At 62.8% G+C, this 13,231-nt stretch carries 14 protein-coding genes and 1 pseudogene; 13 read left to right on the top strand and 2 right to left on the bottom strand.

Translation table 11 applies throughout. From position 1 onward, the window contains the following. The 3 genes and pseudogenes from sdhB to gltA all read left to right on the top strand — a co-directional run. Positions 1-79, top strand: a pseudogene (gene sdhB / locus AWB75_RS32000) (succinate dehydrogenase iron-sulfur subunit); the annotation flags it as partial. A gap of 2 nt (positions 80-81) precedes the next feature. Next, entirely contained in the window at positions 82-351 is a 270-nt protein-coding gene (locus tag AWB75_RS31995; RefSeq protein WP_061128010.1) for an FAD assembly factor SdhE, read from the top strand. A 136-nt stretch (positions 352-487) separates the two neighbouring features. After that, positions 488-1,789 (top strand): citrate synthase, encoded by a 1,302-nt coding sequence (gene gltA / locus AWB75_RS31990; RefSeq protein WP_061128009.1) that lies wholly within the window; start codon positions 488-490, stop codon positions 1,787-1,789. A gap of 70 nt (positions 1,790-1,859) precedes the next feature. Here the strand turns inward: gltA and AWB75_RS31985 are convergent, their stop codons facing one another. Together AWB75_RS31985 and AWB75_RS31980 are read right to left on the bottom strand one after the other, a co-directional pair. After that, a complete protein-coding gene (locus AWB75_RS31985; RefSeq protein WP_061128008.1) occupies positions 1,860-2,180 on the bottom strand; it encodes a type II toxin-antitoxin system PemK/MazF family toxin in 321 nt (106 codons plus the stop codon). After that, positions 2,174-2,422 (bottom strand): AbrB/MazE/SpoVT family DNA-binding domain-containing protein, encoded by a 249-nt coding sequence (locus tag AWB75_RS31980; protein WP_061128014.1) that lies wholly within the window; start codon positions 2,420-2,422, stop codon positions 2,174-2,176. The genes AWB75_RS31985 and AWB75_RS31980 overlap by 7 nt, the downstream gene beginning before the upstream one ends. 297 nt (positions 2,423-2,719) lie before the next feature. Between AWB75_RS31980 and leuC the strand changes: the two genes are divergently transcribed. From leuC to AWB75_RS31935, 10 genes are all read left to right on the top strand, one after another. Continuing rightward, positions 2,720-4,129, top strand: coding sequence for a 3-isopropylmalate dehydratase large subunit (gene leuC / locus AWB75_RS31975; RefSeq protein ID WP_061128007.1), 1,410 nt, complete (start codon positions 2,720-2,722; stop codon positions 4,127-4,129). Positions 4,130-4,153: 24 nt separating this feature from the next. Continuing rightward, entirely contained in the window at positions 4,154-4,804 is a 651-nt protein-coding gene (leuD, locus tag AWB75_RS31970; RefSeq protein WP_061128006.1) for a 3-isopropylmalate dehydratase small subunit, read from the top strand. Between the two features lie 16 nt (positions 4,805-4,820). Next, entirely contained in the window at positions 4,821-5,888 is a 1,068-nt protein-coding gene (gene leuB / locus AWB75_RS31965; protein WP_061128005.1) for a 3-isopropylmalate dehydrogenase, read from the top strand. Between the two features lie 140 nt (positions 5,889-6,028). Next, positions 6,029-6,202: a hypothetical protein gene (locus AWB75_RS37830; protein ID WP_159462829.1), complete on the top strand. Its 174-nt coding sequence runs from the start codon at positions 6,029-6,031 to the stop codon at positions 6,200-6,202. A gap of 82 nt (positions 6,203-6,284) precedes the next feature. Continuing rightward, complete coding sequence (asd, locus tag AWB75_RS31960) at positions 6,285-7,406, top strand: aspartate-semialdehyde dehydrogenase (protein WP_061128004.1); 1,122 nt, start codon at positions 6,285-6,287, stop codon at positions 7,404-7,406. A gap of 148 nt (positions 7,407-7,554) precedes the next feature. After that, positions 7,555-9,609 (top strand): FimV/HubP family polar landmark protein, encoded by a 2,055-nt coding sequence (locus AWB75_RS31955; protein WP_061128003.1) that lies wholly within the window; start codon positions 7,555-7,557, stop codon positions 9,607-9,609. 1 nt (position 9,610) lies between these two features. Continuing rightward, positions 9,611-10,414 (top strand): tRNA pseudouridine(38-40) synthase TruA, encoded by an 804-nt coding sequence (gene truA, locus AWB75_RS31950; RefSeq protein WP_061128002.1) that lies wholly within the window; start codon positions 9,611-9,613, stop codon positions 10,412-10,414. Then, positions 10,411-11,079 carry a phosphoribosylanthranilate isomerase gene (locus AWB75_RS31945; protein WP_061128001.1) on the top strand — a complete coding sequence of 223 codons (669 nt, stop codon included), beginning with the start codon at positions 10,411-10,413 and terminating at the stop codon, positions 11,077-11,079. The genes truA and AWB75_RS31945 overlap by 4 nt, the downstream gene beginning before the upstream one ends. Positions 11,080-11,127: 48 nt before the next feature. Next, on the top strand, positions 11,128-12,321 hold the full coding sequence (trpB, locus tag AWB75_RS31940) for a tryptophan synthase subunit beta (protein ID WP_061128000.1): 1,194 nt from the start codon (positions 11,128-11,130) through the stop codon (positions 12,319-12,321). Positions 12,322-12,332: 11 nt separating this feature from the next. After that, positions 12,333-13,211: a DNA-methyltransferase gene (locus AWB75_RS31935; RefSeq protein WP_061127999.1), complete on the top strand. Its 879-nt coding sequence runs from the start codon at positions 12,333-12,335 to the stop codon at positions 13,209-13,211. Positions 13,212-13,231 lie beyond the last annotated feature (20 nt).

Genomic DNA, 13,231 nt, shown 5'->3' with positions numbered 1-13,231 from the left:
CGACGTGTGCCCGAAGGGGCTCAATCCGACCAAGGCGATCGGCAAGATCAAGGAATTGATGGTGCGCCGGGCGGTTTGACAATGGACGAATCTCACCAGTCCGATCCCCTTCGCCGCGCGCGCCTTCGCTGGCGCGCACGGCGCGGCCTGCTGGAAAACGATCTGATCTTCGAGCGTTTCTTCAGCCGATATGAGCATGACCTCAGCGACGCCGATGTGGCCGCATTGACCCGCCTGCTGGAGCTGAGCGACAACGAACTGATGGACTTGCTGCTGGCGCGCACGGAGCCCGAAGGCGACCTCGCGACGCCGGATGTAACCCGCTTGCTGGACATGCTGCGCTCCGTCTGATTCCTGCAGGAATTCGCGGAGTTTTGCAAAATAGGCCTGCTGCAGTGCACACAGGCCGATAAGACAGTTTTGTCGCGCAGCTTCCGTCGTGCAAATTATCGAAAACCTGTATCCATACTTCGATTGAGGATGTGCTATGACCCCGTCAGATGTTAAAGCCACGCTATCGTTCAGCGACAACTCGCCGAGCGTCGAAATGCCGATCTACAAGGGCACCATGGGCCCGGACGTGATCGACATCCGCAAGTTGTACGGTCAGACCGGCAAGTTCACGTATGACCCGGGCTTCATGTCGACGGCGGCGTGCAATTCCGCGATCACGTATATCGACGGCGACAAGGGCGAGCTGCTGTATCGCGGCTACCCGATCGAGCAACTCGCGGTGAACGCCGACTTCCTCGAAACCTGCTATCTGCTGCTGAAGGGCGAACTGCCGAACACCGCGCAGAACAAGGAATTCGTGGAGACGGTCACGCGTCACACGATGGTGCACGAGCAGATGCACTTCTTCTTCCGCGGCTTCCGTCGCGACGCGCATCCGATGGCCGTGCTGACGGCAGCGGTCGGCGCGCTGTCGGCGTTCTATCACGACTCGCTGAACATCAACGATCCGCGTCACCGTGAAGTGTCGGCGATTCGCATGATCGCGAAGCTGCCCACGCTCGTCGCGATGGCGTACAAGTTCAGCATCGGTCAGCCGTTCGTGTATCCGAAGAACGAGCTGTCGTACAGCGCGAACTTCATGCACATGATGTTCTCGAACCCGTGCGAAGAGTACAAGGTCAACGATGTGCTCGTGCGCGCGCTCGACCGCATCCTGATCCTGCATGCTGACCACGAGCAGAACGCGTCGACGTCGACGGTTCGCCTGGCCGGTTCGTCGGGTGCGAATCCGTTCGCGTGTATCGCGGCCGGCATCGCGTGTCTGTGGGGCCCGGCTCACGGCGGCGCGAACGAAGCCGCGTTGAACATGCTGGAAGAGATCGGCTCGGTCGACAACATCGCCGAGTTCATCAAGCAGGTGAAGGACAAGAACTCGGGCGTGAAGCTGATGGGCTTCGGTCACCGCGTGTACAAGAATTACGACCCGCGCGCGAAGCTGATGCGCGAGACGTGCCACGAAGTGCTGAACGAACTCGGCCTGCACGACGACCCGCTCTTCAAGCTCGCTATGGAGCTCGAAAAGATCGCGCTGGAAGACGAATACTTCGTGTCGCGCAAGCTGTATCCGAACGTCGATTTCTATTCGGGCATCGTGCAGCGCGCGCTGGGCATTCCGACGTCGATGTTCACGTGCATCTTCGCGATGGCGCGCACGGTGGGCTGGATCGCGCAATGGAACGAGATGATTGCCGATCCCGAGCAGAAGATTGGCCGCCCGCGTCAGTTGTTCATCGGCCAGACGCCGCGTGAAGTGAAACCGCTGGCGAAGCGTTGATCTGATTCTGCCGGGTAGGTCAGGTGTGGAAGCCCCAGGAGGAAACTGCTGGGGCTTTTTGACTTCATGATCAGTCGGCGAAAACTTCCTGCAGCGTGTTGAGCGTTTCAAGCAACGTCTCATCCGTTACGGCGCCTTCCTTTTTCACGAGCCGCACTTTGTCCACGGTCCGGATCTGATCGAGAAGAATGAGGCCGTCCTTCTGCCTGAAGGTAATGGGAATACGAAACGGCGTCTGTCTGCCGTTCGAAGTCATCGGCGCGACGATGACCGTGCGCAAGTGGTCGTGTATCTCGGGCGGAGACACGATTACACAAGGGCGCGTCTTCTGAACTTCGCTGCCTCGCGTCGGATCCAGCGCGACCAGCCAGATATCGCCGCGCGTCACCATTCCAGTTCCTCGTCGCCTGCATTCCCAAACTCCCCAAGCACCAGACCATCCTCGCCGCTTGCGGCGACAGCCCTGCTCGCCTCAGCCCAGCCCTCACGCGCCTTCCCGCGGGGCTTGCGCAACACGATCGTGTCGCCTTCGACGTCCATCTCGATTTCGTTCTCCAGCCCTAACTGCGCGAGGAAAGGCTTCGGAATCAACACACCCTGCGAGTTACCCAATTTTCTGATTGTCGTTCTCATGAAATCCATCAAGTTCATCTGTGTGGATACAATGTTATTACGTTGGTGACCGAAGCGTCAATCCCGAGATGCCAAGCCTACGGGTCCTCAATGGAAGAAACCATTCAGCCAGACGGAATAGGCCAGCGCGCGCAACCGGGTACTCCCCATCCGGGTACCACGACCACTACGATAACTAACTGTTTTTAATAGCTTTTTATCCGCAACCTAGTACCCGCGCCGCGTGTGGAGGTGGCATAATCGGTCAACAAGCCGTACAACGAACATTCCCCGCAGTCCCACACGAAAGCGCTCATCATGGCTCAGACTCTCTACGACAAATTGTGGAACACACACGTGATCCACACGGAAGAGGACGGTACCTCGATCCTCTACATCGACCGTCACCTGCTGCATGAAGTGACGAGTCCGCAGGCCTTCGAAGGCCTGAAGCTGGCCGAGCGCCCGGTGTGGCGCATCAGCGCGAATCTGGCGGTGTCCGACCACAACGTGCCGACGACCGACCGTTCACAAGGCATCGCCGATCCGGTGTCGAAGCTGCAAGTCGATACACTTGACGCCAACTGCGATAGCTTCGGCATTACGCAGTTCAAGATGAACGACCTCCGCCAGGGCATTGTGCACATCGTCGGGCCGGAGCAGGGCGCGACGCTGCCCGGCATGACGATCGTCTGCGGCGACTCGCACACGTCCACGCACGGCGCGTTCGGCGCGCTCGCGCATGGCATCGGCACGTCGGAAGTGGAGCACGTGCTCGCCACGCAAACGCTCTTGCAGAAGAAGAGCAAGAACATGCTCGTGAAGGTAGAAGGCCCGCTGCCGCGCGGCTGCACCGCGAAGGACATCGTGCTCGCGATCATCGGCAAGATCGGCACCGCGGGCGGCACCGGCTACGCGATCGAGTTCGGTGGCTCGACCATCCGCGCGCTGTCGATGGAAGGCCGCATGACGGTCTGCAACATGGCGATCGAAGCGGGCGCGCGCGCCGGCATGGTCGCCGTCGACGACACGACCATCAACTATCTGAAGGACCGTCCGTACTCGCCGCAGGGCGTCGAGTGGAATCAGGCGGTCGAGTACTGGCGCCAGTTCAGGTCGGATGACGGCGCGCAGTTCGACCGCGTCGTCGAGATCAATGCGGCCGAGATCGTGCCGCAAGTGACGTGGGGCACGTCGCCGGAAATGGTCACGTCGATCGACGGCCGCGTGCCCGATCCCGAGAAGGAAAAAGACCCCGTCAAGCGCGATGCGATCGAACGCGCGCTCAGCTACATGGCGCTCACGCCGAACACGCCGATCGAATCGATCCAGCCGGACAAGATTTTCATCGGCTCGTGCACGAATGCGCGCATCGAAGATTTGCGCGCGGCGGCGTATGTCGTGAAGTCGCTCGGCAAGCGCGTCGCATCGAACATCCGTCTCGCGATGGTCGTGCCGGGCTCGGGTCTCGTGAAGGCGCAGGCCGAGCGCGAAGGCCTCGACAAGATTTTCACGAACGCAGGCTTCGAATGGCGCGAGCCGGGCTGCTCGATGTGCCTCGCGATGAACGCCGACCGGCTGGAGCCGGGCGAGCGCTGTGCATCGACGTCGAACCGCAACTTCGAAGGCCGTCAGGGCGCGGGTGGACGCACGCACCTCGTGAGCCCGGCGATGGCCGCCGCCGCCGCGATCGAAGGCCATTTCGTCGACGTGCGCAAGCTCGCTTGATCGACCGGGACACTGAGACAGATCATGGAAAAATTCACCGTACATAGCGGCCTCGTGGCGCCGCTCGATCGCGAAAACGTCGACACGGACGCGATCATCCCGAAGCAATTTCTCAAGTCGATCAAGCGCACCGGTTTCGGCCCGAACGCGTTCGACGAATGGCGTTATCTCGATGTCGGCCAGCCCGGCCAGGACAACAGCAAGCGTCCGCTCAATCCGGATTTCGTGCTGAATCAGCCGCGGTATCAGGGCGCGTCGATTCTGCTGACGCGCAAGAACTTCGGTTGCGGCAGCTCGCGCGAGCACGCGCCGTGGGCGCTGGATCAGTACGGCTTTCGCGCGATCATCGCGCCGAGCTTCGCGGATATTTTCTATAACAACTGCTTCAAGAACGGCCTGTTGCCGGTCGTGCTGACGGAGCAGCAAGTCGACAAGCTCTTCAACGAGACGTATGCGTTCGTCGGATTCAAGCTGACGATCGATCTCGAAGCGCAAGTCGTGCGCACCGGCGATGGCACCGAGTACGCGTTCGAAGTGCCGGGTTTCCGCAAATACTGTTTGCTGAACGGCTTCGACGATATCGGGCTCACGCTGCGTCATGCGGACAAGATCAAAGCGTTCGAAGCGGAGCGTCTCGCGAAGCAGCCGTGGTTGAACAACCGCCTGATCGGATAAATCAAAGGAAGACACGATGAAAATTGCAGTGCTCCCCGGCGACGGGATCGGTCCGGAAATCATCGCCGAAGCGGTCAAGGTGCTGAACGCGCTCGGCGAGAAGTTCGAGCTGGAAGAAGCGCCGGTCGGCGGCGCGGGTTACGAGGCGCAAGGTCATCCGCTGCCCGAATCGACCCTGAAGCTCGCGAAGGAAGCCGACGCCATTCTCTTCGGCGCCGTCGGTGACTGGAAGTACGACAAGCTCGAGCGCGCGCTGCGTCCCGAACAGGCGATTCTCGGTCTGCGCAAGCACCTGCAACTCTTCGCGAACTTCCGCCCGGCGATCTGCTATCCCCAACTGACGGGCGCTTCGTCGCTGAAGCCGGAGATCGTGTCGGGTCTCGACATCCTCATCGTCCGTGAGCTCAACGGCGACATCTATTTCGGTGCGCCGCGCGGTCTGCGCGATGCGCCAGACGGTCCGTTCGAAGGCGCGAAGGAAGGCTTCGACACGATGCGCTACTCCGAGCCCGAAGTGCGCCGCATCGCGCACGTCGCGTTTCAGGCGGCGCAGAAGCGCCAGAAGAAGCTGACGAGCGTCGACAAGGCGAACGTGCTCGAAACGTCGCAACTGTGGCGCGACACGATGATCGACGTCGCGAAGGAATATGCGGACGTCGAGCTGTCGCACATGTACGTCGACAACGCCGCGATGCAGCTCGTGAAAGCGCCGAAAGCGTTCGATGTCGTCGTGACCGGCAACATGTTCGGCGACATCCTGTCCGACGAAGCCGCGATGCTCACCGGCTCCATCGGCATGCTGCCGTCGGCATCGCTCGACAAGAACAACAAGGGCCTGTACGAGCCTTCGCACGGTTCCGCGCCGGATATCGCGGGCAAGGGCGTCGCCAATCCGCTCGCGACCATCCTCTCCGCCGCGATGATGCTGCGCTACTCGCTCGGCAAGTCGGAGCAGGCCGACCGCATCGAAAGCGCGGTGAAGAAGGTGCTGGAGCAAGGCTACCGCACCGGCGATATCGCGACGGACGACGGCAAGGTCGTCGGCACGAAGGAAATGGGCGACGCGGTGCTGAAGGTGCTGTAATCGCTGGAACGACGATCGGCCGTTCGAAGCAATAAAGCGGCCGATCGTCTCTTTTTGCCGATGTTCGTGCACGATCCGCACGATTTTCATACGCATGCTGCAGGCGCGTAACGAAAACATCGGGTTATCGTGTATATTCTTTGGTCATGGCGAAGAACTCTCAATTCTCTCTGGATTCCATCGGACGCGGCTCAAACGCCGTCGCAACGGAACTCGCCATCGGCACGCGCATCGACGCCATCATTGGCACGGCCGGCCTGGCCAAAGTCGCGCGCATTACGAAAATTTCCCCCAAAACGATCACGATTCGCTGATCGTCCGTCGTGTCCGAGCGTCTTCCCCGCGCGGTCACGCCGGGTAAAGATGCGGGGAAGTGTCCACTGTCAAAGGTTAGTCATGAACGTAGGTCTCGTTGGTTGGCGCGGTATGGTCGGCAGCGTCCTGATGCAACGCATGCAGCAGGAAGGCGATTTCGACTTGATCGAACCGGTGTTTTTCAGCACCAGCAATGCGGGCGGCAACGCGCCGTCGTTCGCTAAAAACGAGACGAAGCTCAAAGACGCAACGAGCATCGACGACCTGAAAAAGTGCGACGCCATCATCACCTGTCAGGGCGGCGACTACACCAACGAGGTGTATCCGAAGCTGCGCGCGGCAGGCTGGAAGGGCTACTGGATCGACGCGGCCTCGGCGCTGCGCATGAAGGACGACGCGGTCATCATTCTCGATCCCGTCAACCTGAACGTCATCAAGGATTCGCTCGTCAAGGGCGGGCGCGATTTCATCGGCGGCAACTGCACGGTCAGCCTCATGCTGATGGCGCTCGGCGGGCTGTTCCGCGAGAACCTCGTCGAATGGACGACCGCGATGACGTATCAGGCTGCCTCCGGCGCGGGCGCGCAGAACATGCGCGAGCTGCTCCAGCAAATGGGCGTGCTCTACGGTTCGGCGAAGGAAGATCTGGCCGATCCGTCCTCGGCGATTCTCGATATCGACCGCCGCGTGCTCGCCGCAATGAACGGCGAGCGCATGCCGGTCGACAATTTCGGCGTGCCGCTCGCGGGCTCGCTGATTCCGTGGATCGACAAGGATCTCGGCAACGGCATGTCGAAGGAAGAATGGAAGGGCGGCGCGGAAACCAACAAGATTCTGGGCAAGCCGGCGATGGGCACGCCGGGCTCGATCCCCGTCGACGGCCTGTGCGTGCGCATCGGCGCGATGCGCTGTCACTCGCAGGCGCTCACCATCAAGCTCACGAAGGACGTGCCGCTGGACGAAGTGGACGGCATCCTCGCATCGGCGAACGACTGGGTGAAGGTCGTGCCGAACCAGCGCGAAGCGTCGATTCGCGATCTCTCGCCCGCAGTCGTCACGGGTACGCTGACGGTGCCGGTCGGACGTCTGCGCAAGCTGGCGATGGGCGGCGAGTATCTGTCGGCGTTCACGGTCGGAGATCAACTGTTGTGGGGCGCGGCCGAACCGCTGCGCCGCATGCTGCGCATTCTGCTCGACAAGTAAAGTAAACTACGCGCCTGGAAGCGCGTGCCACGCCCGAAAGCGCCGCGTCTCCCGCGGCGCTTTTTTGTTTTTGTGCCTTTTATTGCAAAACCGTGCTCATCGGACGGTTTCGCCGTATGTTTCAATTTTTGTCGCACCCGGAGCCTCAATGATCCAACGACCTCGCCGGTCCCTCTTTTCGTCATCGCGTGCGGCGTTCGTCGCAACAGGTTTCGCCGTATGCGTGGCGTTCTGGGCGAATCCAGGCGATGCGCTCGCCCAGGCCAGCGATGCGACGGCTCTTGCCCCGACCGGACAGACCTACTCGGTCAAACCGGGGCAGTCGCTTAGCGATATCGCCGGCGAACTCACCGGATCGAACGATCGCGATGTTCGCGCACGTGCGGCGCGCGCGCTCTTCGACGCCAATCCGAAGGCGTTCGGCAATCACGATATCAACAAGCTGAAGCTCGGCGCGGTGCTCAATGTGCCGGCCAAGCTGGGCGGCGCGCCGGCGCCGTCCACTCCCGCGGCGCAACCGGGTGCGTCCGCGCCGACCGAAGCGCCCACGCCGACCGAAGCGCCCGCGGCTGCCGCGCCTGCCTCCGAGAGCGCGGTGGCGGAAACGTCGGCGGCTTCGGCCGTCGAGCCGCAAGCGAGCGCGCCGGCGAACGTCGCGTCCGCGCCGGAGCAGCAGCCTGTAGCCGAACCCACGGTGCAGGCGCCGGCGAGCGCGCCTGCACCCGCAGCGGCCGGCGGCAGCGGCGTGGTGCCGGCCACCATTGGCCTGGCACCGGTCGTCATTGCCATCGTAGTCGCGCTGATCGGTGTCCTGCTGCTCCGGAAGCGGCGCAACAAGCGGCATGCGGCGAAATCCGAAGACGTCGATCGCACACCGCGGACCTTCGCGAGCCTCGAAGAAGCTCAAGCCGACGCCGACAGGCGCAACGACGCGATGCGCAAGGCGCGCGCGGCTGCGGCAGCGGGCGGCGCTGCCGCTCTCGAAGGCAGAGCTGTGGCCCGCGATCAGTCGGAGTCGAATTCGGCTGCGGCGAGCACGCAAAGCGCCGACTCAACTCGGGCACCCGTGACGTCCCCCGAGAATGAACCGCCGGCGGCGACCGAGGCGAAGCCCGCGGAGCCGTTTGCGCCGGCTGCGCCGGCCGCGCGACATGCCGCCTTCGTTCCGCCGTTGCACGAAGCGCCGGTCGGCGAGGCCGAAGCGCACGAGCCGCACGCTCGCGAGATCGCTGCGCGCGAGGCGGCCCGGCGCGAGGCCGAAAAATGGGAGAACGAGGAGCGCGAAGCCGCAGCGCGCCAGGCTGCGGCGCGTGAAGCCGAAGAGCATGAGATCCGCGCGCGGGAAGCCGCCGCACGGGAGGCGCTTGAGCGGGATCTGGCCGCACGTGAAGCCGGACAGCGTGAAGCCGAGATGCGTCAGGTGACCGAACGCGAGGAGCTGGCGCGCGAGGCAGCCGCACGCGAAATCATCGCGCGCGAGGCCGAGCTGCGCGAACTCCAGACGCGCGCCGCCGAAGAACAAGCCGCCGAACAGCGTGCCGCCGAGCAGCGCGACATCGAGGAGCAGGCGGCGCGCGAAGCAGAAAAGTCCGGCGTCGCACCGGACGAAGAACCCGTGGCCCCGCATCGCTTCCCAATGCCGAAATTTCCGCAGGACGCGATTCAGGCGCTGGGCTCGCTCGAAATGGAATTACCGCCGCGCATGGAGTTGACGATCAAGCCGCCGGCCGTCACGGAACCGGCAACGCCGCCGCAGGAGACGCGCCCAGCAGCGCTGCAGCCGCCGCCGGCAGCAAGTCAGCCGATCGGGCACGTTCCATTCGTCCCGCACGTTCCGCAGCCCTTCGTCCGGCCCGAAGACGCGATGAATTCGCAGTCGCAAACGCAGTCTGTCGCGGCGCAGATCGAAGCCGGGACCGCTGGCGCGGCGTCGGTTGCCGGACTCGGCGCGACGCGCTTCGGACCGCTCAGCCTCGACTTCGATCTCGGGCGGGCGTCGAGCGCAACGGAGCCGCTGCCTGCCTTGACGCCGGCGCAACTGGCGACGATCGCGCGCAACAAGCTCGAACTGGCGGCCGAATACATCGAATTGGGCGATCTTTCCGGCGCGCGCACCCTGCTGCAGGAAGTCATCGAATCGAACGATCGGGCGACGCGCCAGCAGGCGGCCACGCTTCTGTCGACGCTCGCCCCGCATTCCTGAGATGCGGCTTGCTTTAGGTATTCAGTACGACGGCTCGGCGTTTTGCGGCTGGCAGTCGCAGCCGCACGGAAAGACTGTGCAGAACGAGTTGGAGCGTGCGCTCGCGGAGTTCGCCCAGACGCCGCTCGCAACCGTGGTCGCCGGACGAACAGACACGGGCGTGCATGGCATCGGCCAGGTCGTTCATTTCGATACCGATCTCGACCGCACCGATTTTTCGTGGGTGCGCGGCACGAACGCATTCCTGCCGGAGACGGTCGCGGTGCAGTGGGCGAAGCCGATGCCCGACGATTTCCATGCGCGCTTCGCGGCTTTCGAACGGACTTATTTTTACGTTCTGTACGTCAATCCGGTGCGTTCACCCATGCTGGCGAAACGCGCGGGCTGGGTGCATACGCCGCTCGACGTCGATGCGATGCGCGATTCCGTCGCGTGCCTCATCGGCGAGCACGATTTCTCGTCATTCCGCGCCGCCGATTGCCAGTCGAAGACGCCGGTGAAGCACGTTTATCAGATCGACATTCGCGAGCAGGGTGACTTCGTACACTTCCGCTTTCGCGCCAACGCGTTTCTGCATCACATGGTGCGCAATCTGATGGGATGCTTCGTGGCGATCGGACGCGGCCGACATCCCGCGTCGTGGATGGCCGACGTCCTCTCCGCCCGCGACCGCCGCGCCGCCGCGCCGACCTTCATGCCCGACGGGTTGTACCTGGCCGGGGTCGGTTATCCTGAACACTTCGCGGTGCCGCCGCCGCACATTGCCAGCATGCCCTGGAGTGCAATCTGGGCAGAGCCGAAATGACCGAACGAGATTTGCATCGCACCCGCATCAAACTGTGCGGACTGTCGCGCGTCGAAGACGTGCAGCACGCTGTCGCGCTAGGCGCCGACGCGGTCGGCTTCGTGTTCTATCCGCCAAGCCCGCGCTCGGTGAGTGTCGCGCAGGCCGTCGAACTGGCGCGTCATGTGCCGCCGCTCGTGTCGGCGGTCGGACTCTTCGTGAACGCGACGCCTGAGTGGATCCGCGAAGTCACGTCGAACGTGCCGCTTTCGCTGCTGCAATTTCACGGCGATGAAACGCCCGAAAAGTGCGAAGAACTCGCCGCGATTGCGGGTTTATCCTATTGGCGCGCGCTGCGAATTGGGGCTGATGCGTCGACAAGCCATTTGATAGAATCGTCTCTTGAATTCAAGGCCGCCGGCGGCATTCTGCTCGACGCACTCGTCGAGGGCTTCGGCGGCGGTGGAAAGGTATTCGATTGGTCACTTATTCCAACAGATCTCGGGCATCGGGCCGTTTTGAGTGGTGGGTTGAACGCGCAAAACGTCAGTGAAGCCATTCGGCGTGTGCGCCCGTACGCGGTCGATGTGTCGAGCGGCATCGAGGTGCCGGGCGCCAAGGGGGTGAAGGATCCCGCCCGAATGGCGGCGTTCGTGCGCGCAGTGCGCGCCGCGGACGCCGGATGATTCGAACGCGGGCCCGTTAGCGGCTCGCGTAACCGAGAGAGTGACGCAATGTACAACTTGCCAGACGAAAGAGGCCACTTCGGCCAGTATGGAGGCGTGTTCGTCTCCGAAACGCTCATCCACGCGCTCGATGAATTGCGCGTCGCGTATGAAACGGCTCAGAAAGATCCGGAATTCCAGGCCGAATACGAGTACGAGCTCAAGCATTACGTCGGCCGTCCTTCGCCCATTTATCACGCAAAGCGCTGGAGCGAAATGCTCGGCGGCGCGCAGCTTTATCTGAAGCGCGAAGACTTGAATCACACCGGCGCGCATAAAGTCAACAACGTGATCGGCCAGGCGCTGCTCGCCCGCAAGATGGGCAAGCCGCGCGTGATCGCAGAAACGGGCGCGGGCCAGCATGGTGTTGCGACCGCGACCATCGCGGCGCGCTTCGGCATGGAGTGCGTCGTGTATATGGGCGCGGAGGACGTAAGGCGTCAGGCGGCGAACGTGTATCGCATGAAGCTGCTTGGCGCCACGGTCGTGCCCGTCGAATCCGGATCGAAGACGCTTAAGGATGCGCTCAATGAAGCCATGCGCGACTGGGTGACGAACGTCGAAAACACGTTCTATATCATCGGTACGGTGGCGGGCCCGCATCCGTATCCCATGATGGTGCGCGACTTCCAGCGCGTGATTGGCGACGAATGCCGCGTGCAAATGCCCGAAATGGCTGGCCGCCAGCCGGACGCGGTTATCGCTTGCGTCGGCGGCGGATCGAACGCGATGGGCGTCTTTTATCCGTATATCGACGATAAAGACGTCAGATTGATCGGCGTCGAAGCGGCCGGCGACGGCATCGACACGGGCCGCCACGCTGCCTCGCTCATGGGCGGCAGCCCCGGCGTGCTGCACGGCAACCGCACGTATCTGCTGCAGGATTCGGACGGCCAGATCATCGAGACGCATTCGGTGTCGGCGGGCCTCGACTATCCGGGCGTCGGTCCCGAGCACGCGTGGCTGAAAGATGCGGGCCGCGCGGAGTACGTCGGCATCACGGACGAGGAGGCGCTCAAGGCTTTCCACGACTGCTGCCGCATCGAGGGCATCATCCCGGCGCTCGAATCGAGCCACGCGCTCGCCTACGGTGCGAAGCTCGCGAAGACGCTGCCGCGCGATAAGGTGCTGCTGGTCAATCTGTCGGGCCGCGGCGACAAGGACATGCATACGGTCGCCGAGCGATCGGGCATCCAGTTCTAAGCCCCTGGCCGATGCGCACTGTCATCGACGAACCGTTGTCCGCCGGCGCTCTCCAGGGCGCCGGCAGCGACATCCGTAACCGCGATTTTCTAGCCGATGCCGAAAACATTCCCGACGCGTCGATCGACCTGATCGTCGCGGACCCGCCCTATGGTTTGGGCAAGGATTACGGGAACGACTCGGACATGCTGTCTGGCGACGCTTTCCTGGAGTGGACGTTTCGCTGGCTCGATCTGGCGATCCCGAAGCTCAAGTCCAGCGGCTCGCTGTACATTTTTTGCACGTGGCAATATTCGCCCGAACTGTTCGTGTTCCTGAAACGCCGTCTTTTGATGATCAACGAGATCGTCTGGGACCGGCGCGTGCCGAGCATGGGCGGAACGACGCGTAAATTTACGTCAGTGCATGACAACATCGGCTATTTCGCAGTATCGAAGGATTACTACTTCGATCTCGATCCAGTGCGCATCCCTTACGACGCAGAAACGAAAAAGGCGCGTTCGCGCAAGATTTTCGAAGGCAGCAAGTGGCTCGAACTCGGTTATAACCCGAAAGATGTCTGGTCCGTGTCGCGTCTGCACAGGCAGCACGCAGAGCGGGTCGATCATCCGACGCAGAAGCCGCTCGAGATCGTCGAACGCATGGTGCTGGCAAGTTGTCCGCCGGGCGGCCGTGTGCTCGATCCCTTCATGGGCAGTGGCACGACGGGCGTCGCATGCGCGCGGCATGGCCGGCAGTTCACGGGTTACGAGATCAACGCGGATTACTGCGCGATCGCCGAAGCACGGACCGCCGAGGCGCGGGCTGCGAAGCTCGCCCCGCGAGCACCGGAACGCACGCGGCGCAAGACGCTGATCACGATCGACGCCACCGCGCAAGCTGCCGAATAACGCCTTTTGTTGCTGATCGC

It is taken from the genome of Caballeronia catudaia (assembly GCF_001544755.2).
In the GTDB taxonomy this organism is placed as follows: domain Bacteria; phylum Pseudomonadota; class Gammaproteobacteria; order Burkholderiales; family Burkholderiaceae; genus Caballeronia; species Caballeronia catudaia.
This window is presented reverse-complemented; position numbering and strand designations above follow the sequence as displayed.

Excerpts from the sequence above, each read along its gene's own strand:
- leuB (WP_061128005.1), top strand. The coding sequence starts at position 4,821 with ATGAAAATTGCAGTGCTCCCCGGCGACGGGATCGGTCCGGAAATCATC.
- leuD (WP_061128006.1), top strand. The coding sequence starts at position 4,154 with ATGGAAAAATTCACCGTACATAGCGGCCTCGTGGCGCCGCTCGATCGC.
- asd (WP_061128004.1), top strand. The coding sequence starts at position 6,285 with ATGAACGTAGGTCTCGTTGGTTGGCGCGGTATGGTCGGCAGCGTCCTG.
- AWB75_RS31980 (WP_061128014.1), bottom strand. The coding sequence starts at position 2,422 with ATGAGAACGACAATCAGAAAATTGGGTAACTCGCAGGGTGTGTTGATT.
- truA (WP_061128002.1), top strand. The coding sequence starts at position 9,611 with ATGCGGCTTGCTTTAGGTATTCAGTACGACGGCTCGGCGTTTTGCGGC.
- AWB75_RS31945 (WP_061128001.1), top strand. The coding sequence starts at position 10,411 with ATGACCGAACGAGATTTGCATCGCACCCGCATCAAACTGTGCGGACTG.
- gltA (WP_061128009.1), top strand. The coding sequence starts at position 488 with ATGACCCCGTCAGATGTTAAAGCCACGCTATCGTTCAGCGACAACTCG.
- AWB75_RS31955 (WP_061128003.1), top strand. The coding sequence starts at position 7,555 with ATGATCCAACGACCTCGCCGGTCCCTCTTTTCGTCATCGCGTGCGGCG.
- AWB75_RS31985 (WP_061128008.1), bottom strand. The coding sequence starts at position 2,180 with ATGGTGACGCGCGGCGATATCTGGCTGGTCGCGCTGGATCCGACGCGA.
- AWB75_RS31995 (WP_061128010.1), top strand. The coding sequence starts at position 82 with ATGGACGAATCTCACCAGTCCGATCCCCTTCGCCGCGCGCGCCTTCGC.
- AWB75_RS31935 (WP_061127999.1), top strand. The coding sequence starts at position 12,333 with ATGCGCACTGTCATCGACGAACCGTTGTCCGCCGGCGCTCTCCAGGGC.
- leuC (WP_061128007.1), top strand. The coding sequence starts at position 2,720 with ATGGCTCAGACTCTCTACGACAAATTGTGGAACACACACGTGATCCAC.
- trpB (WP_061128000.1), top strand. The coding sequence starts at position 11,128 with ATGTACAACTTGCCAGACGAAAGAGGCCACTTCGGCCAGTATGGAGGC.